This window comes from Rhodococcus sp. 14-2483-1-1 (assembly GCF_002259335.1).
In the GTDB taxonomy this organism is placed as follows: domain Bacteria; phylum Actinomycetota; class Actinomycetes; order Mycobacteriales; family Mycobacteriaceae; genus Rhodococcoides.
In genome coordinates this window covers 136,994-160,210 of sequence record NZ_NPFX01000007.1, presented here as the reverse complement: position 1 = coordinate 160,210, position 23,217 = coordinate 136,994, and the positions used below count along the sequence as shown (strand labels likewise).

General features: G+C 63.7%; 21 protein-coding genes and 1 tRNA gene. 3 read left to right on the top strand and 19 right to left on the bottom strand.

The features are described from left to right. Positions 1-163 precede the first annotated feature (163 nt). The 3 genes from CH294_RS07160 to CH294_RS07150 form a co-directional block, all read right to left on the bottom strand. The gene (locus CH294_RS07160; protein ID WP_094737477.1) at positions 164-1,999 is read right to left on the bottom strand and encodes an acyl-CoA dehydrogenase; all 1,836 of its coding nucleotides are present in this window, start codon (positions 1,997-1,999) and stop codon (positions 164-166) included. Positions 2,000-2,078: 79 nt separating this feature from the next. Further along, positions 2,079-2,702 (bottom strand): class I SAM-dependent methyltransferase, encoded by a 624-nt coding sequence (locus CH294_RS07155; protein ID WP_094737476.1) that lies wholly within the window; start codon positions 2,700-2,702, stop codon positions 2,079-2,081. 23 nt (positions 2,703-2,725) lie between these two features. Continuing rightward, positions 2,726-3,754: a DUF4185 domain-containing protein gene (locus tag CH294_RS07150; RefSeq protein WP_230592733.1), complete on the bottom strand. Its 1,029-nt coding sequence runs from the start codon at positions 3,752-3,754 to the stop codon at positions 2,726-2,728. 219 nt (positions 3,755-3,973) lie between these two features. Between CH294_RS07150 and CH294_RS07145 the strand changes: the two genes are divergently transcribed. Continuing rightward, on the top strand, positions 3,974-4,408 hold the full coding sequence (locus CH294_RS07145) for a MarR family transcriptional regulator (RefSeq protein ID WP_094737475.1): 435 nt from the start codon (positions 3,974-3,976) through the stop codon (positions 4,406-4,408). 6 nt (positions 4,409-4,414) lie between these two features. Here CH294_RS07145 and CH294_RS27400 read toward each other — a convergent pair whose 3' ends face one another. The 5 genes from CH294_RS27400 to CH294_RS07125 form a co-directional block, all read right to left on the bottom strand. Next, complete coding sequence (locus CH294_RS27400; RefSeq protein WP_165712864.1) at positions 4,415-4,576, bottom strand: hypothetical protein; 162 nt, start codon at positions 4,574-4,576, stop codon at positions 4,415-4,417. 172 nt (positions 4,577-4,748) lie between these two features. Next, positions 4,749-5,423: a DUF2064 domain-containing protein gene (locus tag CH294_RS07140; RefSeq protein ID WP_094737474.1), complete on the bottom strand. Its 675-nt coding sequence runs from the start codon at positions 5,421-5,423 to the stop codon at positions 4,749-4,751. Then, positions 5,420-6,073, bottom strand: coding sequence for a glycosyltransferase family 2 protein (locus CH294_RS07135; protein WP_094737473.1), 654 nt, complete (start codon positions 6,071-6,073; stop codon positions 5,420-5,422). The genes CH294_RS07140 and CH294_RS07135 overlap by 4 nt, the downstream gene beginning before the upstream one ends. Then, positions 6,066-7,124, bottom strand: coding sequence for an NAD-dependent epimerase/dehydratase family protein (locus CH294_RS07130; RefSeq protein ID WP_094737472.1), 1,059 nt, complete (start codon positions 7,122-7,124; stop codon positions 6,066-6,068). Before CH294_RS07130 ends, CH294_RS07135 begins: the two co-directional genes overlap by 8 nt. Then, the gene (locus tag CH294_RS07125) at positions 7,121-7,918 is read right to left on the bottom strand and encodes an S-methyl-5'-thioadenosine phosphorylase (RefSeq protein WP_032405817.1); all 798 of its coding nucleotides are present in this window, start codon (positions 7,916-7,918) and stop codon (positions 7,121-7,123) included. Before CH294_RS07125 ends, CH294_RS07130 begins: the two co-directional genes overlap by 4 nt. A gap of 79 nt (positions 7,919-7,997) precedes the next feature. Between CH294_RS07125 and CH294_RS07120 the strand changes: the two genes are divergently transcribed. After that, complete coding sequence (locus CH294_RS07120) at positions 7,998-9,314, top strand: hypothetical protein (protein ID WP_032405818.1); 1,317 nt, start codon at positions 7,998-8,000, stop codon at positions 9,312-9,314. Here CH294_RS07120 and CH294_RS07115 read toward each other — a convergent pair. The 5 genes from CH294_RS07115 to CH294_RS07095 form a co-directional block, all read right to left on the bottom strand. After that, the gene (locus CH294_RS07115; RefSeq protein WP_080734215.1) at positions 9,301-9,966 is read right to left on the bottom strand and encodes a methyltransferase domain-containing protein; all 666 of its coding nucleotides are present in this window, start codon (positions 9,964-9,966) and stop codon (positions 9,301-9,303) included. The genes CH294_RS07120 and CH294_RS07115 overlap by 14 nt on opposite strands. Continuing rightward, positions 9,963-10,433 (bottom strand): hypothetical protein, encoded by a 471-nt coding sequence (locus CH294_RS07110; protein WP_094737471.1) that lies wholly within the window; start codon positions 10,431-10,433, stop codon positions 9,963-9,965. Before CH294_RS07110 ends, CH294_RS07115 begins: the two co-directional genes overlap by 4 nt. A gap of 91 nt (positions 10,434-10,524) precedes the next feature. After that, the gene (locus CH294_RS07105) at positions 10,525-11,223 is read right to left on the bottom strand and encodes a hypothetical protein (RefSeq protein WP_032405820.1); all 699 of its coding nucleotides are present in this window, start codon (positions 11,221-11,223) and stop codon (positions 10,525-10,527) included. Positions 11,224-11,384: 161 nt separating this feature from the next. After that, positions 11,385-12,971 (bottom strand): GMC family oxidoreductase N-terminal domain-containing protein, encoded by a 1,587-nt coding sequence (locus CH294_RS07100; protein WP_094737470.1) that lies wholly within the window; start codon positions 12,969-12,971, stop codon positions 11,385-11,387. Between the two features lie 34 nt (positions 12,972-13,005). Then, positions 13,006-14,730, bottom strand: coding sequence for an aldehyde dehydrogenase family protein (locus tag CH294_RS07095; RefSeq protein ID WP_094737555.1), 1,725 nt, complete (start codon positions 14,728-14,730; stop codon positions 13,006-13,008). A gap of 190 nt (positions 14,731-14,920) precedes the next feature. Here CH294_RS07095 and CH294_RS07090 point away from each other — a divergent pair, with 190 nt between their 5' ends. Beyond that, positions 14,921-16,099: a helix-turn-helix domain-containing protein gene (locus CH294_RS07090; RefSeq protein ID WP_094703106.1), complete on the top strand. Its 1,179-nt coding sequence runs from the start codon at positions 14,921-14,923 to the stop codon at positions 16,097-16,099. Positions 16,100-16,103: 4 nt separating this feature from the next. Here the strand turns inward: CH294_RS07090 and CH294_RS07085 are convergent, their stop codons facing one another. From CH294_RS07085 to CH294_RS07060, 6 genes are all read right to left on the bottom strand, one after another. After that, positions 16,104-17,063: an alpha/beta fold hydrolase gene (locus CH294_RS07085; protein ID WP_094737469.1), complete on the bottom strand. Its 960-nt coding sequence runs from the start codon at positions 17,061-17,063 to the stop codon at positions 16,104-16,106. 179 nt (positions 17,064-17,242) lie between these two features. After that, positions 17,243-18,094: a glycoside hydrolase family 16 protein gene (locus tag CH294_RS07080; RefSeq protein ID WP_032405296.1), complete on the bottom strand. Its 852-nt coding sequence runs from the start codon at positions 18,092-18,094 to the stop codon at positions 17,243-17,245. A 269-nt stretch (positions 18,095-18,363) separates the two neighbouring features. Continuing rightward, positions 18,364-18,437: transfer RNA gene (locus CH294_RS07075), tRNA-Gly, on the bottom strand. Between the two features lie 32 nt (positions 18,438-18,469). Beyond that, positions 18,470-20,251 (bottom strand): bifunctional diguanylate cyclase/phosphodiesterase, encoded by a 1,782-nt coding sequence (locus tag CH294_RS07070; protein ID WP_094737468.1) that lies wholly within the window; start codon positions 20,249-20,251, stop codon positions 18,470-18,472. Between the two features lie 117 nt (positions 20,252-20,368). Further along, positions 20,369-22,480 carry an Rv1355c family protein gene (locus tag CH294_RS07065; protein WP_094737467.1) on the bottom strand — a complete coding sequence of 704 codons (2,112 nt, stop codon included), beginning with the start codon at positions 22,478-22,480 and terminating at the stop codon, positions 20,369-20,371. Continuing rightward, entirely contained in the window at positions 22,477-23,190 is a 714-nt protein-coding gene (locus CH294_RS07060) for a hypothetical protein (RefSeq protein WP_094737466.1), read from the bottom strand. Before CH294_RS07060 ends, CH294_RS07065 begins: the two co-directional genes overlap by 4 nt. Positions 23,191-23,217 lie beyond the last annotated feature (27 nt).

Here is a 23,217-nt window from a genome sequence, read left to right as displayed (position 1 = left end):
ACGCGCGCGCATTTGCGATGGCAGGAGGGCTCGGGACGCCGCAACTCTGACAAACGCGCGCGCATTTGCGGCAGCACTGGTCGGGAGCGAGCAACCCACACCCAGCACACAACGAACAACGGCCGCACCCGTGAACAGGTGCGGCCGTTGCAATGTCAGTGGATCAGAACGCTGCTTCGTCCAGTTCCATGATGTCGTTGTCGATGTTGGTCAGGATTGCTCGCGTCGAGGTGAGCTGCGGCAGGATGTTCTTGGCGAAGAACGAGGCCACTGCGATCTTGCCCTCGTAGAACGCCTTCTCCTTGCCCTCTGCACCGTTGTCGAGTGCGGCGATGGCGATTTCGGACTGACGCAGCAGCAGCCAGCCGATGAGCAGATCGCCGAAGCCCATCAGGAAGCGCACCGATGCCAGGCCGACCTTGTACAGCTCGGTGGGCTGGTCCTGTGCACCCATGAGGTGCTGGGTCATCGAGGTGACGATGGCCTGCACGTCTTCGAGCGCGGTGGCGAGCAATGCGCGCTCGGTCTTGAGGCGGCCGTTTCCTGCTTCGCTGTCGATGAACGACTTGATCTGTCCGGCAACGTGAGCCAGGGCCACGCCGCGGTCGCGGGCGATCTTGCGGAAGAAGAAGTCCTGCGCCTGGATGGCGGTGGTTCCCTCGTACAGCGAGTCGATCTTGGCGTCACGGATGTACTGCTCGAGTGGGTAGTCCTGCAGGAAGCCGGAGCCACCGAAGGTCTGCAGCGACTCGGCCAGCACCTGGTAGGCAATTTCCGAACCGACGCCCTTGACGATGGGCAGCAGCAGGTCGTTGACGCGGTACGCGATGTCGGCATCGGCGTCCGAGACCTGCTTGGCGGTGATCGGATCCTGGTGTGCGGCGGTGTAGAGGTACACCGCGCGCAGGCCTTCGGAGTACGCCTTCTGCAGCATCAGGCTGCGGCGGACATCGGGGTGGTGCGTGATCGTGACGCGAGGCGCGGTCTTGTCGGTCATCTGCGTCAGATCGGCGCCCTGGACGCGCTCCTTGGCGTAATCGAGTGCGTTGAGGTAGCCGGTGGAGAGGGTGCCGATTGCCTTGGTGCCGACCATCATTCGAGCGTGCTCGATGACGTCGAACATCTGCGCGATACCCTTGTGGACCTCGCCGACGAGCCAACCCTTGGCCGGAACGCCGTGGCCACCGAAGGTCAGCTCACAGGTGGTGGAGGCTTTGAGGCCCATCTTGTGCTCGACGCCGGTCACGAAAGCACCGTTGCGCTCGCCCAGTTCACCCTTCTCGAAGTCGAAGAGTACGGACGGAACGAAGAACAGGCTCAGGCCCTTGGTGCCCGGTCCGGCACCTTCGGGGCGAGCGAGAACGAGGTGGAAGATGTTCTCGAACAGGTCGTCCGAGACGGCGGAGGTGATGAAGCGCTTGACGCCTTCGATGTGCCACGAGCCGTCGTCCTGCTTGATGGCCTTGGTGCGGCCCGCGCCGACGTCGGAGCCGGCGTCGGGCTCGGTGAGCACCATCGTGGCACCCCAGCCGCGGTCGACGATGACCTTGGCCCATTCCTTCTGCTCATCGGTTCCGTTGTGGTACAGGATGTTTGCGAAGCCGGGGCCTGCCGAGTACATGAACGCTGCGGGCTGCGAGCCGAGGAGCATCTCGTTCATGCCCCACAGGAGGTTGCGGGGAGCCGGGGTGCCGCCGATTTCCTCGTCGAGGCCGACGCGCCACCACTCACCGTCGAAGAGCGCCTTGAACGACTTCTTGAAGGATTCCGGCAGCTTGACGCTGTGGGTGTCGGGATCGAAGACGGGCGGGTTGCGGTCCGCGTCTGCGAAGGACTCGGCCAGCGGACCCTCGGCCAGGCGCACGACCTCGCGCAGCATGTCGCGGGCGACTTCGCCGTCCATGTCGCCGAAGTTGTCGCCTTCGAGTGTCTCGTCGAGGCCGAACAGCTCGAAGAGGTTGAACTCGAGGTCCCGAAGGTTGCTCTTGTAATGGCCCATTGCTCGTTCGCTCTCCAGTCGGTGGTGCGGTCTCGTGAGTACCGCCCAAGTTAGCTACTCGTCGGTAACTTAACGGATATTACCCCCGATCCGTTTCGCTGCCAAGGGCAGACCTACTCGCCAGTAGCAGTGCATCGATCGCAGTGCCGTCGCTCACGTCGCGATACCGATTCTCGGCGGTCACAATGGTCAGGCGGGAGTCGATGTCGGAGACCAAATCGTCTGGCGTGTAAAGGATTTCGATTTCCTGTGGGCCACCGATGCCGGACTCGACGTTCGACGTGTGGTGTCCGAGAATCATGAGGATTCCTTCAGGTTTCAGCGCCGAAATTGCGGCCGAGACGGCCTTCCGTCGTCCTTCCGGGGACAAGTGCAGGTAGAACATGAGAACCAGGTCATAGTTGGGTTCCGTTGCCAATTGCGTCACATCGGCATGAATCCAGGTGAGGCGTTCGCGAACGGACGCGGGTGCAGTGGCGGCGATACGACTCGCCCTCGTCAACCCCACCGAGGAGAAATCGACCGCGTCGACGGTCCAGCCGCGGGTGGCCAGCCAGATGGCGTTCCGACCCTGGCCCGACGCGAGATCCAGTGCGCGACCACGCTTCAGCGTTGTCGCGACCTCGACCAATGTCGCATTCGGTGCCTCGCCGTACACGAGTTCTCGGCCGTCGTACTTGCGATCCCACTCTGCGGCGTCCACCCACGGAAGCCTAGTGGGGGCTACTACAACGTGGTGCGCAGCAGCAGGACGTTGTAGTTCTGGTAGACGGTGGCCAGGAAGTACAGGTCTCGGCCGGTCGAGAACGGGTGGATGTACGGCGCATAGATGGAGCTGACCTCGCGGGTGTCGACCAGAACCTCCGGTTCGCTCCACGGACCGACCGGTGACGGTGAGCGCCGCAGCACGATCGAGTTGGCATTGTCGGTCGTCATCATCAGGTACTGCCCGAGCGTGGCGTTGTACGCGACCGAGAGTTCTCCCACTCCGCCGACGATGGGTGCCGCCGCGGCCGGGTCGCCCTTCTTCCAGTCCTGGCCGGTCCAGTACTCGTATTCGCCGAGCTTCGCGATGTCCTGCTCTTTCACGCGGGCAACGTGGCCGAGGTTGAACCGGCCGGGCGGGGTGCCGTATTGATAGACGTAACCGCCGTCCTTCAGGTATGCGCTCTGCTGGAAGTTACGGTCGCCGCCGACGCTGGGGCGCTGGGTCTCCGGCAGCGGTGCCCAGTTCTCCCCGTTGTCGTTCGAGACCGCCAGCCCCGAGAAGTTGGTCTCCCAGGTTCCGGCCGGACCCCAGTTCTTCACCGACATCAGGTTCAGATACTGGGTGTCGCCGACGGCCACGCCGGCCGTCGGGATCCGACTGATCTCGACGAACGGGATCTTGGGACTGGGAACGACCTCTTTGGTCTGGCCCAGCGGGTCTTTCACGATGCTGTCGAAGTTCATGCCGTCGGCGAGGTTGCGGTCGGTGCTGCGGACGATGGCATTGCTGCGCCACGACCACAGACTGCCTTGCAGCAGGTTGGGTATCCCGAGTCCCGCGGTGTCGCCGAATGCCGTCAACACCTCTCCGCGGCCGTTGTCCCACATGATTCCGAGATCGGTGCCGATCATGTTCACGTTCTGGGTGTTGTTGGGGCTCGACATGCCGGTCACCTGGGCGACGGCCTGGGCTCGGCCGTGCAGCTGCGGCAGCCCGAACGTGCCGTTGAGCCCGGCGATGGGATTGACCGCATTGGGATCCGCCATGGCATTGGGGCCTGTGACCAGCAGCGACGCCGCCAAGGTCACGGTAGCGATGGTCAATGCTCTGGAACCTACGCGACTCAAGACGTCCCCCCGATTTCGATCTCCCACCCCGACAACCTCAGGAACCATATCAGCGGTTTGTTCGAGGGGTAATACATTGAGTGATCCGCTGTTTCGGAGGAATCGGGCGAATGCACCTCGATGTCGTAATCTGGACACGTGAGTGATCTACCCGATTCCGGGCTGGCCAGGGATCTGTCCGTCAGTGCGATGAGGCTGAATCGGAGGCTGCGTCTGCGCCATTCCAGCGACAGATTGCCCGTCGCTCAGCTGTCGATTCTGACGACTCTGCTGCGAGAAGGGCCGATGACGACGGGTGAGTTGGCGGCGCGGGAGCGAATAAAGCCACCGTCGGTGTCGCGGTCCTCGCACACATTGGTGGAATCCGGTTTGATCTCTCGGGCACCGCACCCGACGGATGGCAGGCAAGTGGTTCTGCAGCTGACCGATACCGGGACTGCTGCCGCGCGGGAAGAGGTCGCGTCTCGGGAGATTGCGCTTGCCGAGCAGTTGGAGAACCTGACGGCGCAGGAGCGGGAGACATTGGCCGCCGCCGCCGGCATTCTCACCGAGCTCGTCGAACAGGTCGACTGAGCTTCGTCAGTTGTCGTTCCGTACTTCGTGATCGAGGGTGTCGATGTCCCACTCGAGAGTCGAGCCCAATTCTTCCGAATCGCCCCGGCGCGCGACGCGACCGAGGACGGTGGCGACGACTGCCGCGCACACCATCCATACGGTAACGACTATCCACAACCCGGTCATGACACACTTTCTAGCACCCGTGTCTGTGAAATCGCCGTGAAACGGTGATTCGGCTTTGTTGCGATTCGATATTGGTCGTCGATGGTTCGACAATCAGGACATATCGAAGGCGCTGTTCCACAACAGATGTGGAGTTTCGGGCTTTACAGAACCAATTCGGGCAAAACAAACCTCACGTAACGGACTCGAAATCCTGTTTCGATCGAATTCGGTCGACGGCAATGCGGAACCGACTCTCCGGTGCGCACTTGTGGGATACCGGGTCCAGATCCGACTCGAAATCGACATCCCGCAATTCTTCGAGCATTGTCAGCGACGCCCCCGCGGCCGCCAGCGCGGCGTGTGTGTCGGTGCCCGTCGACGGTGCCGACATGGGCACGTCGAGCAGGGCCCGTGCCATGGCCGGGTCACGCAGGCCCAGCGCCCACCAGCCGCCGTCCTCGGCCGATCCGAGCACGTCGCCATGGTCCAGCCGCGCGGCCGCGTCGGACAGTATCTGCGCGGTCACCTGGGGTGTGTCCATACCGATCTGCAAGACGGCTCCGTCGGTGGCCGCGTCTGCGTGTGCGTTCGCCAGCCGTTCCCCCAGTCCGTCGCCGCGTTGCGTGATCACCGTGAACGACGCCAGAGCCCGAGTCAGTTCGTCGGAGCGGGCCGCGTCGGCAAGGGTGCCGGTGAGAGCCACGACGCGGTGATCGACGTCGGCCGCGGAGACGGCATCGAGGGTGTCCAGCAGCGAGGCCGCAGCCAGCTCGGCCGCAGCGGCATCCCCGATCGTGGCAGCAAGGCGTGTCTTGGCCAGGCCGGGAACGGGAGCTTTGGCAACGACGAGAGCGGTGACGATCACGAAAGAACCTTCCAGAAATCTCGCACGGCGACGATCGTTCCCTTCACCGAGCCCGAAACCTTGGATGTACCCGCGGTTCTCGGACGGTAGTCCACGTCGTGTTCGGCAACGGTCCACCCGGCTTCGGCTGCCAACACGAGCAGCTGGAGCGGGTAGCCCGAGCGGCGGTCGGTGACGCCGAGGTCGAGCAGTGCCTGGCGGCGGACCGCGCGGATGGCGCCGAGATCGTGCACCGGAAGCTTGTACTTGGTCCGGAGTCGAAGGGACAGAACGGCATTGCCGATCCTCGCGTGCAGGGGTGAGCTTCCCCTGGCCGGTCGTCGACGGCCGACGGCGAGGTCGGCGTGATCCAATGCGGCCACGAGCGTCGGCAGGTCACCCGGATCCATCGAGCCGTCTCCGTCGAGGACGCACACGATCTCGGTGTCGGCGGCGAGGACGCCCGCGTGCACGGCAGCCCCGTAACCAGGTACCGATTCCGACACCACGGTGGCTCCGTGCGCCGCGGCGACGGCGGCGGTGTCGTCGGTGGAGTTGTTGTCCACCACGATCGTCCGATACCCCGACGGCATCGAATCGAGAACTGCAGGAAGCGATTCGGCCTCGTTCATGCAGGGAACGACGACGGTGACCGAGCCCGGGTCAGACACGAGGGGGACCCGTACCCTCGGCGTCGCGCAACGGTGCGTCGGCGAATGCGGTGAGGCCCTCGCGAGGCATGACCTTCGCGCGAAATCCCAGAGTCCGTTCGGCGAGTTCCGAACTGGCGACGATGTGCCGCACATCGCCCGCTCGGTACTGTCCGGTGACCTCGGGCGCCGGTCCGCCGCGCGCGTCCGCGAGGATGCCTGCGACTTCACCGATGGTGATCGGTTGTCCCGAACAGACGTTGAGCGCGGTGAAGCCGTCCAGTGCGGCCGAGATCGATGCGATGTTGGCCGCCGCTACGTCGTGAACGTGGACGAAGTCACGGGCCTGCTTGCCGTCCTCGTAGACCGTCGGAGCCTGGCCGCGTTCGAGGGACGATCGAAACATCGCTGCCACACCGGAATACGGGGTATTGCGTGGCATGTGCGGGCCGTACACGTTGTGGTAGCGCAGTGCTACCACCGATCCGCCGGTAGCAATTGCCCAGGCGGAGGCGTAATTCTCCTGAGCAAGCTTGCTGGCGGCGTAGGTACTCCTGGGCTCGAGTCTCGAATCCTCCTCGACCAGAAGCCAATCGAGTGGCTCACCGGACCTGGGATCGCGGTTGTCGAACATGCCTGCGTCGAGGTCGGCGCGGGAGCGGGGCCGAGGAACGACGGTCTCGCCCGATGAATTGAGGTACCGCCCCTCGCCGTACACGACCATCGACGAGGCGAGAACCAGTCGGGTGCAGCCCGCCTCGTACATGGCTGCGAGCAGGACTGCCGTCCCGTAGTCGTTGTGGCTTGCGTACGCCGGGGCATCTGCGGCGTCGACGCCCGCTCCGACGACTGCGGCCTGATGACACACGACGTCCACTCCGCGCAGTGTCTCGACGAGTGCGTCCTTGTCTCGCACATCGAGGTCGAAGATCCCATCGGCATGCGCGCCGGGGCCGTGCGCCGATTCGAGCATCGCGTCGACGCCGACCACGTCGAGGTCGGCGGTTCGCGCGGCGTCGAGGATGTGGCCACCGATGAATCCGGCTGCGCCGGTGAGGAGTACCCGTGTCATGGCAGCTCGATCGGCAGGGTGATCCCGGTGTGCACGCGGCACGTAGGGCAATCACCGGTCGGAGCGTCACGAACGGCCGATCGCACGAGGGTCTTGAGTGGTTCGATGTTCTTCTGGAATTCCGCGAACACGTCCACGGCCTTGACGCCCTGACCGGATTCGATGCCGGCATCGAGGTCGGTCACCAATGCGATCGGTGCATAACAGAGTTCGAGCTCGCGAGCGAGAACGGCTTCGGGGTGACCGGTCATGTTCACCAGTGTCCAACCCTGGCGGGCGAACCACTGGCTTTCCGCGCGAGTGGAGAATCGCGGACCCTCGACGACCACCATGACGCCGCCGTCGATCGCGGTGTCCTGGAGGGCCGCCCTGCGCAACTCCCCGCAATAGGGATCGGCGAACTCGACGTGGATGCCGCCCTGATCGAAGTAGGTCTGCGTTCGCCCGGAGGTGCGATCGACGAGCTGATCGGGAATCACGACGGTGCCGGGGCCGTACTCGGGCACCAGTGATCCGACGGCGCATGGCGCGAACACTCGACTCACCCCGAGCATCCGCAGCGCCCACATGTTCGCGCGGTACGGCAACGTGTGCGGGGAGTACTCGTGATTCCGCCCGTGCCGAGGGAGGAAGGCAACATCTCTACCCTCCACCTCGCCCAATGTGATCGGAGCGCTCGGGACTCCGTAGGGCGTATCGAGCACGATCTCCTCGGCGTCGTCGGCGAAGAACGAATAGAAGCCGCTGCCGCCGATGACGGCGATCTCGGCCCGTCCCTGCGCGTCCTTGTTCATCTGTTCATCCTCCATCACCGTCGGTCGATATGCTGATCGGAAGTCGTGTTCGTCTCGAGGTCCGCAGGGAGAAAACACTATCCGTTACTGGAGAGAAGCCGTCGCCGGTGCGCTCGCCGTCGCGCTCGTCGTGGTCGCGTTCATCGTGCCGTATCTGGGAAACGAACTCGTCACGCCCATCATCAACAGAACCCCTCAGCAGGTGCGCGATTTCGCAGACGCGGCACCGCTGTTCGGATTCCGTGAGATTCACTTCGGGTGGGGAACTCCGTTCGCCGTACTCATCGCCGTGGCCACCGTGCTGTGGGGGCCTACGGTGGCCCGCCGGTTGTCCTGGACGCGCTTGCTGTTCGTCGTCTGGGGCGCGTCCGCAGCATGGACGATGTCGTTGGCGATGGTCGATGGGTGGAGGCGCGGCTTCGTCGACCGGCTGGCGTCGACGGACGAGTACTTGCACGAGGTGCCGGGGATCACCGACATTCCCGCAACTCTGCGCGGGTTCTCCGAGAGAATCCTGGATTACCAGGCGGATTCGTGGACCACGCATGTCTCGGGACATCCGCCGGGCGCGTTGTTGACGTTCGTCTGGCTGGACCGCCTCGGCCTCGGCGGCGGTGCGTGGGCGGCGACGCTCTGCGTGTCGGTCGGGACGAGTGCCGCAGTGGCTGTCGTCCTCACGCTGCGGGTGTTGGGCGACGAGAAGATGGCCAGGCGCGCAGCGCCGTTCGTGGCCGTCGCGCCGGCCGCGATCTGGATCGCCGTGTCGGCGGATGCGTTCTATGCCGGGGTCGCCGCGTGGGGTATCGCGCTGCTGGCGATCTCCACGAAGCGGTACCTGTGGCCCGCGTCGATCGGTGCGGGAGTGCTGCTCGGTTTCGGTATCTATCTGAACTACGGGCTGGTGCTGATGGGCTTGCCCGCGGTGGCGGTACTGATTGCCGGTCGAAAGATTCTCCCGTTCGTGGGCGCGGTCATCGGAGCGCTGATCGTCGCGGGAATCTTCACGGCGTACGGATTCTGGTGGTACGACGGTTACGAGTTGGTGCAAGAACGTTACTACCAGGGCATCGCCAAGGATCGCCCGTTCGAGTACTGGGGTTGGGCCAACTTCGCGGCGCTGTTCTGTGCGCTGGGTGTTGCTGTGCCAGCGGCATTCCCGCGAATTCTCACGCGAGTGCAGCCGATCAACCTGCTGGTGATCGGCGGCGTGGCGGCGGTGGTCATGGCAGATCTGAGTCAGTTGAGCAAGGCCGAGACCGAGCGAATCTGGTTGCCGTTCGCGATGTGGATGCTCATTGCGCCCGCGGTGTTGCCGATGCGCACGCACCGATTCTGGTTGGCACTGCAGGTGATCGGCGCATTGGCGGTCAATCATCTGCTGTTCACGAATTGGTGAGCGGTGCAGGCGTCATCTGGGCGAACCAGCGCCCGTCGATCGGTGCGACGTCGATCATTCGAAGGCCTGCTGCCCGAGCGAGATCCGCGGTGGCGTCGGCGCTGACACTCGACCACGCGAACCAATCTCCGACCATGGTGTCGGTTTCCCAGCGCACGGTGCGGTGCCGCACTCCGTAGTTGCTCGGCGCATCCACCTCGGCGATGACGGCTCCGTGCGGTGCCAGTAGGTCGGCAGCGCGGCGCAGCAGCCGAACCGGATCGCCGCCGATGCCGATGTTTCCGTCAGCAAGCAGCACGCAGGACCACTCGCCGGTGTCGGGCAGTGGCTCGAAGATGTCCTTCAGGACGGCGTTTCCGCCGCGGCCGATGGTCAGGTCGACGGCTGCCTTCGAGGTATCGACGCCGAGTGCCGACACTCCCCGTCGAGCAAGTGCTTCGGTGAGGCGCCCGGGCCCGCAGCCGAGGTCGAGGGTGGGGCCGGTACATCGACTGATCATCGCGTGGTCCGCACGGCGATCCTCCACGGACGAGGCATCCCCGCCCATCCAGCGGGCAGTGGGTAGACGTTCTCGTGAGCCGTCGGAATCGCCTATCCAACAGGGCAATCCGGCTGCTGCGCGGTGGAAGAGTGTATCGGCGGTGACGCTCATGCTCGGCTCCGTACGAGGATCAATCGAATGAAGTAAGCGGCTGCGCTCACGGTGAACAACGCGGCGGTGAGCGCGAGCCAACGACCGAGGAAGGGCTCTTGCGTCAAACCGGTTGCGGCCCGGTACGACTCCGCACCCTGGGTGAGTATCCCGGGAAAGAACATGAGAAACGTCAATCCGGCTCCGAGAGCGGGAACGCGAACGTAGTTGACCGGAGACAACGTCCAGGGGCGCTGTGTCGATCCGGTGAGAAGTCGGTCGGCGAGCGAGTAGAGCGGATACAGCACGGCGTCGTGCAGCAGGACCGAACCGAAGAACCACACGATGATGGACTTCCACCACACGTCGTTGTTCCACAATGTTTCCGGTCCGGCAATCGCGATGACGTAACCGACGAGGGCGAACGAAAGCAGCAGACCGACTGCGTGCAGTGGGTGCCCACCGTAGATCTTCGTGAACGCTCTCATCCGAGGCTCCTGACCTTGCTATGCAAAAAGACCCGTGCGCGAGAGCCACCGTCTGTCACGGTGTGCTCTCGCGCACGGGGTCAGGCAATGGTTATGCGGCGGTCTTGACCGTGATGGTCGCAACGCCCACGAGCAGGCCCGGGGTCACAGCATCGGTGTTGAAGGTGCTGTTGAGCAGTCCGGCAGCGGTCTCCGAGATCTTCACCTGGGTGCCCTGCAGGATTGCGGTGTTGTCGGGTCCGGTCGCCAGCGGCTGCAGGGTGCGGCCGTCGAGATCGAACAGCACGGCGTCCGCAGCAGCCTCTTCGCCGTTGACGGTGACGTCACCGGTGAGAAGTGAAGTGCCCGGGTCGATGTCGAAGTTGGTGAGCTCGACGACGGTTTCGCCGGCGGTCAGCGACAGGCCGCTGCCGTCGTGCATGATCTCGCCCTGGACGTAGGGATCCACGGTGCCGGGCTCCCAGTACTTGACGTCTCCGCCGGTGATCGGGAAGCGGATGGAACCGTCTGCGAGAGTGGCGGTTCCGACTACGCCGGGCGTCAGGCCCAGGGTGGTCAGTGCGCCCAGGAAGCCGGGATCGAGTGCAACCGCGGTGTCGACGCCGTTGCTGAGGTCGGCGACCTCGGCAGCGGGCTCGGGGGTGCTCTCGGTGGTTTCCATGGCCGATGCGGCCGAGGACGTGGCTGCATCGACTGTGCTGGAAGCGTCGTCGCTGGAGCATGCGGCAAGCGGGACGATCGTCATTGCACCGATTGCGGTGGCGGCCAAAGCTTTACGAACAGTGAACATGTCGGTCAACCTTCCGTGCTCGTCTCTCGAGCGTTGTGGGTCATTCGGCGCTGCTTGCCGAGCGGATGGGTTACATCTCGATCCCTGCTGGGAGCGTGACAACCTGTTACCCGACAAACCGGACCGTCAAACCGGAAAGATTCCTGATGTTCGGTGCAGACTCAGCGAAGTATCAAATCCGCTGCCCGTTCTCCGATCACCACCGACGGCGCATGGGTGTGTCCGCGAATGATGCTCGGCATGATCGACGCATCGGCCACGCGAAGGCGGTCGACTCCCCTTACCCGGAGCTCGGAATCGACGACGCTGTCGGCGTCGTTACCCATCCGGGCGGTGCCCACGGGGTGGTACAGAGTGTGCGCATTCTGCTCGAGGGCTTCGGTGAGCAGGTCCGCCGGGGAGATGTTCGACGCCACCCTGGGGCGGAGGATGTCGCCGAGCTCGCCCTTCAGCGAGGGGGTTTCCGAAATCGCGACGCAGGCCCGTAGCCCTTCGATCATGGCGCGGCGGTCGAGTCCGCCGGGGTCGCTGAGATAGCGCGGCTCCACGATGGGCTTCGCCAAGGGGTCGGCAGAGCGCAGGGTGATCTCGCCGTGGCTCTCGGGTTTGACGAGTACCGCGCCGATGACGGCGGCGTGTGAGTCCTGGCCGACGAGTCCCTCGTCGAAGAACGGTGCCGGTCCGAAGATGAGTTCGACGTCGGGCAGGGCAAGGTCTTCTCGGCTCTTGATGAATCCGTACGCCTCTGCGACGTTGGAGGTGAGCATGCCGCGTCGGCGCGTGAGGTAGTTGACCAGCTCGGGGATCTTCTCGGCATGGAAGAGGGAGTCTCGTTCGGTTTTCCAGCCGATGAGGGCGGCCAGGTGGTCGAGGAGATTCTGTCCGACGCCCGGTGAGTGATGCTGAACGGTGATGCCGTGCGATTTCAGTTGTTCCTGGTCGCCGATGCCCGAGAGCATGAGCAGCTGTGGGGTGTTGATCGCGCCACCGGAGAGGATCACTTCCTTGTGTGCGCGCACGGTGTGTGTCTCGCCGCCGGAGATGTATTCGACGCCCACGGCCGCAGTGCCCTCGAACAGCACGCGAGTGGCGTGTGCCTCGGTGAGGATGGTGAGGTTCTTGCGCTTCTTCGCCGGTCGCAGGTATCCATCCGCGGTGCTCCACCGTGCTCCGCGCTTCTGGTTGACCATCGTGCGGGTGAAGCCCCTGGGCTCGGGCAGGTTGGCGGTTTCCAGCGGATAGCCCGCTTCTTCGACGCCGTCGAGGAACGACGACGTCAGGTCGCGAGGGCTGCGCTGGTGCGAGACGATGAGTGGGCCGTCGGTGCCCGCGTCGAGTGCTGTTGTCCCCTCGATGTTCTCGATCTTGCGGAAGTATCCGACGAGGTTACGGAACGACCAGGAGTCGTCGGAGACTGCCGCCCACTCGTCGTAGTCGGCGGCGAATCCGCGCACCCACATCATGGCGTTCATCGACGACGAGCCACCGAGCATCTTGCCGCGCGGCCAGTAGATGCTGCGATCTCGGAGCTCCGGCTGCGGTTCGGTCAGGTAATCCCAATCGACCTCGCTACGAAAGAGTTTGGAGAACGCAGCCGGGATGTGGGCGAACTTGTTCTTGTCCTCGGGACCTGCTTCGAGCAGTATCACCTCGTTGCGAGGGTCGGCGCTGAGGCGATTGGCCACCACAGCGCCTGCGGAACCTGCGCCCACCACGATGTAGTCGGCAGTCTTGTGCTGTGAGCTCATCTTTGTCCTTGAAGTCGTGGCGGGCGCAGGGGTGTCAGCCGCGCAGGGCGGAGGCGAATATCGCGGGCAGTTTGGCCCAGGACGGTGCACCGGCGAATGCAGTGAGCAATTTGCCGGTCGATGCTGCGGTCTTGTTGGTGACGAACCACGGCGGCTTCGGGGAGATGGAGAGTTCCCCGTTGATCAGTGAACGCGACAGGGGACGGAAGGGGCCACGGACCACTGTTCTTTCGGCCCCGTCGATCAGCAATGCGTTGTGCACGATGCCGATTCCACTCTGCACGTCGTCGACGGTGTGACCTGGGTAGGCACCCCAGGTGGCCGATGCGGTGAGGAAACCGAGTGCTGTCCATGCGTTCACGGCGATGGTGCCGTACCGCAGTTCGGCGAGCATGGTGTCGAACTTCTCGCCGAGTCCCTTGATGGTGGCAGGGGAGCCGATGATGTTGATACCGAGGGTGCCGGTGAATTCCTCGTTCGCGGCCTGGACGGCCTTGGCTGCGAATGCTGCACCGCTGTAGGGCAATTCGATGACACCCATAACCGGAGCGAAGTATTCGGTTTGCAGCAGGGGTGCGTATTCACCGGGGTTCAGATCGGTGATGAGCACGCGGCCCCCACCGTCGCCGAGTCGTTCCGCGGCCGGGTAGGTGGCGGTGGCGTCGGACACCCTCTTGTCGCTGCCCGGGTAGTAGGGAGTGCGTGCCGGTGCGCGATCGAGTGCCGCGCGCAGAGCAGCGATGAATTCGTCGCGCTGCTTCCATTCGGAGGACAGCACGACGACCTGCGATGCGACACAGTTGTACCCACTGTTGTGCAGTCGTTGGGTGGCAACGTGTTCGGCCTGGAACAAGATGTCGGCGCGGCTCCACTCACCTGGCAGCACGATGGTGGGCGAGACGCCGCCGAGCTCGCTGGAGATGTCCTTGGTGAGAATCGGGTCGTTCGCGGCCTTGCGGGCGGCTCCGTCGTTGCCCGTGCCGAACACGATCGCGTCGTGGGTGAGGGAGCTTCCGGTCATGTGAACGTGGTCGACGAGATCGTGCCGAACCAGGTAGGTGCCCACATCGGCACCGCCGGTGAGCAGGCGAAGTGCGCCGATGTCGACGAGGGGTGCGAGCACCTTCTCGAACACCGGTAGCAGTGGATCCATGATGGGGTTCAGCTTGAGTGCGACCACCCGGTTGAACGCGAGCAGTTCGTACAGGGCGTCGAGCGGGGCGATCGAGGTGATGTTGCCTGCTCCGAGTACCACTCCGATGCCTGCGGTGTGCGCCGGGTCGAGTTGGGCGAGCCCCGCGGTGCGCTGTGCAGTCGCACGATCGATTCCGGGCTTCAGCCATACCTCGCCGGTGAACCCGTTGAGTAGCAGGCGGTCGAAGATGTTGAGCGGCAGCACCGACACCGTCGTCCGCCCGCCGGGCGCCGTCCCGAACTTCACGTCGGCCAGCGGACTGGTGCCCGCTTCCAGCGCCGTGAGCGTGTGGGAGAGGGCACCGAGCGCACCGAGGAAGGAGTAGGGGCCGGACAACCATTCCTCACCGACGAGGCTGGACGAGCTGTCGAGGCCCTTGATCGACGAGGCCGCGGTCACCCATTCCTGGGCGTGAGTGGAGGTCAGCTCGTGCATGCGTTCGAGCAGTGCCCGCCGATCGGCCAGGGTGAGTTGTCCCCAGTTCTTCTCACCCTGAGACAGATCGGTGAGAGCGGCATCGACGGCTGGGTGGGAGTCGGAGCCAGTGGTCGGGACGGGATGCAGGTACGGGGTGGCTTCGCTGGTCAACTTCTCGGCTCCAGATCGTTGTTCGGATACACGGCTTCGAGTGTGATTGTCGTCGCATTCGTGGCGCGGACGCTATGGGCCACCGCTGTCAATCGAGTCCCACCGTTTGTGCCGTCGCACAGTTCGGGTGTGGCGTGGCTTACATGGGTGCGGTTAGAGTTCTGTCATGACCGCGACCGAATTGGATCTGCATCCGTCACCGACCGATCTGGCCGCGACGATGCTCGACGGCGTCGACGATCTGGCGAGCGAACTGGTGCGTCGAATTCTCGGGGCCGAGCATGCATACCTCGAATCGACGCTGCTCACGCCCGAGCAGCTGCACGAGGCGGCGCGGAGCAATCTGGCGTCGATGCTGGGCAAGCTGTCCGGTCGCGCGCCCATGCAGCTCGAGTCGGCACAGGCCGCAGGCCGACTCAAGGCCGAGCAGGGGGTACCGCTGGCTGCACTGCTGCACGCGTTCCGGCTCGGCGGCAGGTTGGTCTGGGACGAGTTGATGCTGCGCTCGGACGGCCGGGCGAGTCACGCACTTCTCGACATGGCAGCACAGGTGTGGGCTCTGGTCGACGTGTATTCCGACGAGGCCGCGGAGGCCTATCGGCAGAGCGCAGACATGCGTGCCCGCGAGAGTGCCGAGGCCCGTGGCCGACTCATTCGGGTTCTCTTCGCCGATCACACGGCGAATCCGTCCGCGGCTGCCGACGCGCTGCGAGCATTTCGCATTCCCGACCACGGTTACTTCGTGGTGGTCTCGCAGGAGCCGCTGACCACGGCGGTGGGGGTCGACGGGTTGATCGCGCGACTTCGTTCGACGGGCACCGAGTCCGTGTGGGATGCGGAGGTGGACGGAAGCGTCGGGTTGATGTGCGCGGCAACCGAATCGGAGATCGACTCCGCGTTGGTGACGCTGAGTGAATTGTGCGCGGGGCGGGTAGGGGTGAGTTCGGTCTTTCGGTCCCCGTCGGGTATCGGTGACGCCGTGGTTCAAGCGCGGTTGGCGAGATCCTGTTGCACTGCCGAGTCGACGCCGATTCGATACGACTCGGTACCGGTGCCGCTGTTGTTGGTCCGCGATCCGAAGTCGGGTCGCATCGCCTCGCGTCAGATCCTCGGCGATCTACTGGCGTTGCCACGCGCCGAGCGGCAGAGCCTGCTGGCCACACTCGACGCGTGGTTCTCGTGCGGTGGATCCACCAAGGGTGCCGCCGAATCGCTGCACTATCACCGCAATACGGTGTTGTATCGGCTACGGCGAATTGCCGAGCTGACCGGCCGAGATTTTCGTGATCCCGTTCAGGCCGCAGAACTGTACGTCGGACTCAGAGCGCATCAACTGCTCACTTGAGACGTCAATTGCTGGCCAGGACGACGTCGAGGATTCCGGATCCCAGGGGCACCGGGACGCACGTCGGGGGGCGTGCGTTCGCTGGATCCAGTGCATTGAGCGCCAAGCGCAGTGCAGTGGGATCGTAGGTGAACGTGAAGTGCGCTACCTCGGTGTCGGGGCACACGTCCTGCACCACGATGTTCTGGGCTCCGGGATCCCGAAGTAGCGCATTGGTATACGGCTGAATCACTTCGTCGACTCTGGTTGCGATGGACGTGTACTCGACGCCGGGCACGGTGTCGCCGCCTGCATTGAGGCGATCGAGAAAGTCGGATCCGGCCATCAGTTGCGCCAGCCCGGGTCCGAATTCGCCTGCCACCAGACTGGTTGCACCGGGCACAGCCTGCACGACGGGGGTGGCTCCGTACATGGTGCCGCCGTAGGTCGGGGATGCAATTCCCACCCAGCGACGCACCATGGCGTTACCGCCGAGCCGATTGACGAAGTATCGTGCGACCGCAGCACCCTGTGAGTAACCGACCACATCGACCGCTGCAGCCCCGGTCGTGTCCAGGATGGACTGAGCCATCGATTTCAGTTGTGCCGCACTGTCTTCGATGGCACCGTAGCCGTTGCTCGTGCCGTCGGGAGATGCACCGTAGTTGATGGCGAACACGCAGAATCCGGCTGCTCGGAGTATCGGGGAGAAGGCGGCCCAGTCGGAGTACGCAGTGGAGTCGGTGCCGTGCACCAGGATGACGGGGTCGGGGTGCTCTGCGGTGGGTGTGCAGCTCATGTCGTTGGACCCGGGTGGGGCGGCGTCACGGTTGGTTGCCGCGTAGCGGATGGCGTCGGCGTGGTCGGGTTGCTCGGGCGCAGCCGCAATGGGCATCAGTGGAGTCGCTTGTGCGGTCGGTGCAGCGATGGCGACAGCAGCCGCGGCGATGACGAGGGTGATCAGACTCTGGCGTGGTCCGCGCATGTACAGACGGTATTCCTGAATTTGTGAGATGTCCCTATGACCAACGCGTTTGACCGGTAAAAGTCCTAAGAATTGTTCTGCTACAAAGAAGCGAGCGAAAAGAGGAGAGTTGATCGACGCACGACGAGGGGCCCAGCCGATGTGGCTGGGCTCCTCGATCGATCGGGCTTACCTGCAGGTCAGAGACGGCTCACGCGGAGCCAGTCGACGCTCATGGTCTGCGGGTACGGCGTGCTCGTGGGTGTCTTCCCGACCCAGTTGTTGCCCACTGCCACGTTGAGCAGGATGTAATGCGGCCAGGCACCCGAGAATGCCTTCCAGTTGCCGCCTTTCGCCTCGTACTGAGCCTTGGTCAGTGAATATCTCGCAACTCCGTCGACGAACCAGGTGATACTGGTCGGTAGCCAGTCGATTCGGTAGGTGTGAAAGCCGTTTCCGACGGGACCCATTCCTCCGCCTGCTTTCACGTCCTGGCTCGAATTCCTTTTCGAGGGACCATGCAAATTGAACGATGGCCCGTTCAATCCGGGAATTTCGACCGCGTCTATCTCGCCTTGACTGGGCCACGAATACTCACCGCCGGGCTGAAGTCCCAGTGTCCAGAATGCCGGCAACAAACCCTGTGCGCTCGGCATCTTGATCGACGCCTCGATGCGTACCGGTGGGGTTGCCGACTGCTTGCCCATGCTGACCACTCGAGCGCTGGTGAAGTTGTTCGGTGCCCCCTTGCCGTCCGGCGGGGTTTCGCGACGCGCGGTGATGTTCAGGGTTCCGTTGAACTGGTTCGCATTGTTCCAGGAGTTCGTATAGTACTGCTGCTCACCGGAACTCGCACCCCACCGGCCGGTTTGGAACCCCCATTTGGAGGGGTCCGGTCCGCCGTAGCCGTTGAATTGATCTTCCCACAGGAGGGTTCCTGCTCCGCCTTGGGTTCTCAGGGGCGCAGCGAGCGCGGGGGCCGCGGTGGCCGACGACACGGCAACGGCCAATGTCGTCAGGGTGACCGCAGCAAGGGTCGATAGTGAACGCATGAGGGGATTCCTGTCAGGTCAGATGTCGTGTGAAAGAAAGTCGACATTCGATTTCTAGCACGCCGATGAAGGCGGAAGAAGACTCTTTTGAAATGCAGGAATTCTTGCGAATACAATGAATGAATTCGCATACGCTATCGGTCTTTTGCGAGGGTACCGACCGATCGACCCGTTGGTCGGTTTGTTTCAGGAGTGAATGTAGTGACTCGGGATGGTCCGTGTGTTCAGGGTTGTTCGTGAGTCGGAGGTGAGGCCGAAGGGTCGGTCCGTGGAGCCGGTGACGGGAATCGAACCCGCCTCTCAACCTTGGGAAGGTCGCGTTCTACCAATGAACTACACCGGCGTGGCGTTGCGCTGTTCAGGTTAGCAGGGCACTCAGACGTCGATTCGCACACCGTGCAGCAGGATCAGGGCGTCTGCGGCGGCTACCGGTTTGGAGAACAGGTAGCCCTGCGCGCGAGTGCAGCCCAGTTCGATGAGGGTGTTTCTGGCGCTCTGCGTTTCGACGCCTTCGGCGATGATGCTGAGCCCGAACGCGTCGGCGAGTCCGATGATGGACTGGACGATGGCGAGGTCGCCGGTGGTTCCGTTGCCGAGCTCGGTGACGAAGGCGCGATCGATCTTGAGTGCGTCGACGGGCAGTTCCTTCAGGTGCGACAGTGAGCTGTATCCGGTACCGAAATCGTCGATCGCTATTTGCACGCCGAGTTCGCGAAGTTCGCGGAGCGTCACGCGTGTGCGTGAAAGATCCTGCACCACTGCCACTTCGGTGATCTCCAGGCAGAGGTTGGGGCCTGCTATCGAGAACTCTTCCAGTGCTCTGGCGACGGCGCCGACAAAACCGTTGGTGACGAGTTGGACCGGCGATATGTTCACGCGCATCGAGATGTCGAGCTCGGGGATGTCCCGCTGCCAGTCGGCCAGCGTGCGGCAGGCGTGTTCGAGAACCCAGCGACCGAGTTCTCCGGCGAGGTTCGTCTCCTCCGCGACCGGGATGAACGCGGACGGGGGTAGCAGTCCACGGGTGGGGTGCTGCCATCGAACCAATGCTTCGACTGCGGTGATCCGTCCCGAGACGAGGTCCACCTCGGGCTGAAAATGCAGGATCAACGAGTCGCCTGCGATGGCGTCGCGCAGGTGGATCTCGACGTCGTTGCGTAGTTCGGAATCGGCATGCATTTCGTCGGTGAACAGAGCGATGTCATGACCGCCTGCACGTTTGGCAACCAATGCTGCTCGATCTGCCTGTCGCAGCAGTGATTCCGCGGTGTGCCGGCCGGGTTGGCCGAAGGCGATGCCGATACTGGCGCTGCGGCTTATTCGTTCGACACCGAGGGTGACGGGTGCGTTCATGGCATCGGCGATGAGTTCGGCGTGGTGTGTCGCGACGCGGGCCGAGCACGGTCCGGCGAGTACGACGACGAACTCGTCGCCGCCCAGACGCGCGACGATGCCGGCCGAATCGCCGACGAAGCTCTGCAGTCGATTCGCGATGGTTTCGAGGAAGTGGTCTCCGGCGAGATGCCCGAGAAAGTCGTTCAGTGCTTTGAGTCGATCGAGGTCGATGTGCATCACCGCGACGGGACCGGGCATGGACGGGTCGAGTCGTTCGCGGAGGTGCTGTGCGAGGGCCGTGCGGTTCGGCAGTGAGGTCAAATGGTCGTGCAGGGCCGCGAATCGCAGTTGTTCCTCGGCGATCACTCGTGCTTGTAGTTGGGAGAGCAGCGCCGCAATTGCTTTGAGAGCGTTGAGTTCTATCTCGGACCAGGAGCGGTCGCCGATCTTGATCAGGCCGAGGATGCCGATGGTTCGTTCCGCGTGCAGCAGCGGCACCACGGCCATCGACGTCGCGGAGAATCCCGATCCCTGCTCGACGCGTCGGCGATAGCCATCCTGTTGCTGGCCCGGCCGAAACACTGCCGGTTCGGTCAGTGTTTCGGCCAGTGCGAACACCGAATCGGCGTCTTCGAATTTCACGACGGCCAGCGGATCCGGATCGGGCCTACTCAGTCGTCGGGGCCATTCCGCGCTGAGCACAGTGGCTCTCGCCTCGAAATCGTTGTGCCTGAGGAAACCGAAGTCGATGCCGAGGTGGTCCACGAGTCGCCGCAGCACGGATTCGTACGCCTCGTGCACCGTCGCCGCATCGACTCCCATGAGTTCGGTTGCGACGCCGGTGACGAGAACCTCGAGCGTCTGTGTGTGCGCCAGTGCCCCGCTCCCGCCTCTTCGCAGACACAGTGCAGGACTGTTCCTCCTGGTCTTTGCCGGACTCTACCCCGATCCGAGAGCCGAAACAGGCACTCTGCGACTGTATATCCTGCTTTTCGGGGCGCAACTGAGCCGCAACACCAGCGCTACCGATTCGATGTCGGTGATGTCGAGGAGTGTGCGAAACCTCGAGTTCAACTCCTGCAACGCTTCTCCGCGGTGCATCGACAGCTGCTGATGTTCTTCCGGGGTGCGTGCGTACAGGAACACGGGGGAAACCGGCTGTACGGCCAGACCGTGCAAATGCGCAGTTACCCAAACGTTCTCCGTTGCATATCCTCCCCGAATGTAATGGTCTGCGGTCGATCCGGGTACGACGATCACCACCAGCGCCGAGCTCGACAGCACCCGATCACGCATGTCGGAACCCAACGCCGCGCCGGCGTCCCAGGTGTCGACGAGCGCCATGACGTCCGGCCGCTTGACGATCTCGAGCTTGGACAGATCCGCGTCGTCGATCCCCAGGCTCGTTACCTCGATGCCTCGGTCCGGATCGGGATCTCCCGGCCATCTCAACTCGGAGAACATCTCTCGGTGCAGATGTGGTGTGAGATACCGAATACGGTCGGCGTCGGCGAGAATGTCCGCAGCCGCAGAAATGGATTCGCGTGCCGTCAGCAGCACGGCTCGCCCACCTTCCGCCGCGGCCGCAGCAACGACGTCTGCTGCAACGCTCGCGTCGAGAGGCTCGGCGGTGCCCAACTCCCGATCGGTGCATCGTCCGACAACGCCGTCGAGGAGGCGTCGATCGGTGATCGGTTCGGAGTCACGGTCACTCAACGAGATTTCGACTCCGTGGTCGGTGATGAGCTCACCGTCGAATCTGCCCTGAGCGGCGGCGGCCACGCGAGCGTTGAAGGCCGCGGCACCCACTGCTACACAGCTGCCGCGGAAAGCGATGTCGAGTGTCGAGGTGCGGGATCGGTCGATGCCTATCGTCACCGTGCGTCCGTCGGTCGACAGCGTCCACGGCTGACTGTTGCCGCCGGACGGTGCGCGTCGGGCAGCATCGAGAACGGCTTCGTCGGGATCGACGAAGCTCGTCGGCGAACCGTCTGCACCATCGGTCGGGGACAGTTCCTCCGTCCGAGTCGGATGCGGAGAGGCGAGCGCATCGAGATGCGTGTCGAGGTCGATCCGGATTCGTCCGGACGGCAGGTGGGCTCCGGTGCCGAAGCGTCGAACAGCGGCCGCGACGGTGGCACCACCGAGCTGGACGTCGCCGCCCAGCTGTGGCCACGTCTCGATCGTCTCGCTCACCTCCACCATCGATGCGGCCATGCGCGCCGAGAGGAGCGCGGCGTCCAGCTGGTCGAGCACGATCGGAATCTTGTCCCGGGTGCCCAGGCCTCGCAGGCGCGTCGAGTCGATCTCTCCGAGTACGCCGTGGAACACCGGGCGCTCGGGTTCGAGGTCGAAGCGTTCGACGTCGAGCAACCCACGGTCGGATGTCTCCATCAACACCGGGATACGGCGCGATCTGGCTGCTTCGCGGGCGAGGACCTTGACGTCGAGTGAGTCGCATTCCTCGACGAGAAGGTCCAGTCCGTCGAAGAACCCGTCGATGGTGTCGTCCGTGATTCCGTCCTCGACTATTTCTATCCGTAGATACGGATCGATCTCCGCAATGCGTCTCGCCGCGACGACCGCTTTGTTGATACCGAGATCGAGGATGGATGCCGGAATTCTGTTGAGATTGGAGAGCTCGATGGCGTCGAAGTCTGCAAGGCGCAGCGTTCCGCAGATTCCTTCGAGTGCCAACGTGTGGGCAATGGCGTGCCCGACGCTGAGGCCGATAATTCCGATGGTGAGATCTCCCAATGAATTCTGTTCGGAACGGGTTATCTTGTTCCGGTTTCTGTCGAGTCTCAGGTGTCGAAATGCCGTGGGTCCGAGAACCGCGACCACCGTTTTTCTCCACGGGAAGTACACCCACCGGTCGTTCTCTTCGAGAAGGCTCTGCTCAGGGCTGGGAAGGAGAGTGCGCAAGCCGTTTCTCTGCGTCTCGCGCTCATCGAGAAATGTCAGGCTCGTATCCTGTTCGAGTTCCGCCAGGGCGGCGCGCTGTGCGGCATCCGTCTTGTCGAATATCACAGGCTGCCATACCTCGCTCATGATGCCACTGCTTCCGGGAGTCCGATGGACGGTCGACGGTGGGCGAGCAAGGTGACTGTGTTGCGGCGCATCCGCCGCCAGGTGGACAGTTCGGCGTCGAACGCGAGAGTTCGCCTGTCCCACCAGAACACCTCTGTTCGGTATCGCTCGTCGGGATAGGGGATGGGTTCGATCTGGGTGGCGATGATCGCGCCGGTGTCGAGCCATGCGCTGCGGACATGGGAGGCGGCGGTGGCCAGTGCGTACCGCGCGCCGAGCATCGCGGTGCTGTACGCGGGCGATTCCGCGATCACTGCCGTGATGGCGCGGCCGCGGTGTGCGTCCCGCGCGACCCATGCCGACTTGAGTTCGACCACCCCGTGCGCGATGCGCTCGTCGAGCATGGCGTGAACGCGGCGGCGCCCGGTGGGATGTCCCGCGAATTCGACGAGTGCGTGTGATTGATCCACCGAGGAATACGGGCCTTGCACGCGCACCCCGCCGACCATCACCTCGGCGTGATCGAGTGCTGCGAAGAACAGGGTGGTGGTGTCACCGTCTCGAATGGTCGACATTTCGAGCGCAGAAGCAACACCATGTCTCGTATAACTTTCTTCTGCGCCGTCGAGGAATTGTTCCCACAGCACCGGATTGTTTCCGGGTGTTGCGGCGACAATGCGGCATCGAGATCGATCGTCCTGGTACGACGGAACGTCGAATGGAATTCTCATTTCACTCTTCCTGATAGGAGTTGCCCG

Bases quoted from the DNA above. Each gene is read 5' to 3' on its own strand.
- CH294_RS07085 (WP_094737469.1), bottom strand. From the start codon at position 17,063: ATGCGCGGACCACGCCAGAGTCTGATCACCCTCGTCATCGCCGCGGCT.
- CH294_RS07125 (WP_032405817.1), bottom strand. From the start codon at position 7,918: ATGAACAAGGACGCGCAGGGACGGGCCGAGATCGCCGTCATCGGCGGC.
- CH294_RS07130 (WP_094737472.1), bottom strand. From the start codon at position 7,124: ATGACACGGGTACTCCTCACCGGCGCAGCCGGATTCATCGGTGGCCAC.
- CH294_RS07100 (WP_094737470.1), bottom strand. From the start codon at position 12,971: ATGAGCTCACAGCACAAGACTGCCGACTACATCGTGGTGGGCGCAGGT.
- CH294_RS07060 (WP_094737466.1), bottom strand. From the start codon at position 23,190: ATGAGAATTCCATTCGACGTTCCGTCGTACCAGGACGATCGATCTCGA.
- CH294_RS07105 (WP_032405820.1), bottom strand. From the start codon at position 11,223: ATGTTCACTGTTCGTAAAGCTTTGGCCGCCACCGCAATCGGTGCAATG.
- CH294_RS07160 (WP_094737477.1), bottom strand. From the start codon at position 1,999: ATGGGCCATTACAAGAGCAACCTTCGGGACCTCGAGTTCAACCTCTTC.
- CH294_RS07090 (WP_094703106.1), top strand. From the start codon at position 14,921: ATGACCGCGACCGAATTGGATCTGCATCCGTCACCGACCGATCTGGCC.
- CH294_RS07150 (WP_230592733.1), bottom strand. From the start codon at position 3,754: ATGGCGGATCCCAATGCGGTCAATCCCATCGCCGGGCTCAACGGCACG.
- CH294_RS27400 (WP_165712864.1), bottom strand. From the start codon at position 4,576: ATGACCGGGTTGTGGATAGTCGTTACCGTATGGATGGTGTGCGCGGCA.
- CH294_RS07065 (WP_094737467.1), bottom strand. From the start codon at position 22,480: ATGAGCGAGGTATGGCAGCCTGTGATATTCGACAAGACGGATGCCGCA.
- CH294_RS07110 (WP_094737471.1), bottom strand. From the start codon at position 10,433: ATGAGAGCGTTCACGAAGATCTACGGTGGGCACCCACTGCACGCAGTC.
- CH294_RS07080 (WP_032405296.1), bottom strand. From the start codon at position 18,094: ATGCGTTCACTATCGACCCTTGCTGCGGTCACCCTGACGACATTGGCC.
- CH294_RS07070 (WP_094737468.1), bottom strand. From the start codon at position 20,251: ATGGGAGTCGATGCGGCGACGGTGCACGAGGCGTACGAATCCGTGCTG.
- CH294_RS07115 (WP_080734215.1), bottom strand. From the start codon at position 9,966: ATGAGCGTCACCGCCGATACACTCTTCCACCGCGCAGCAGCCGGATTG.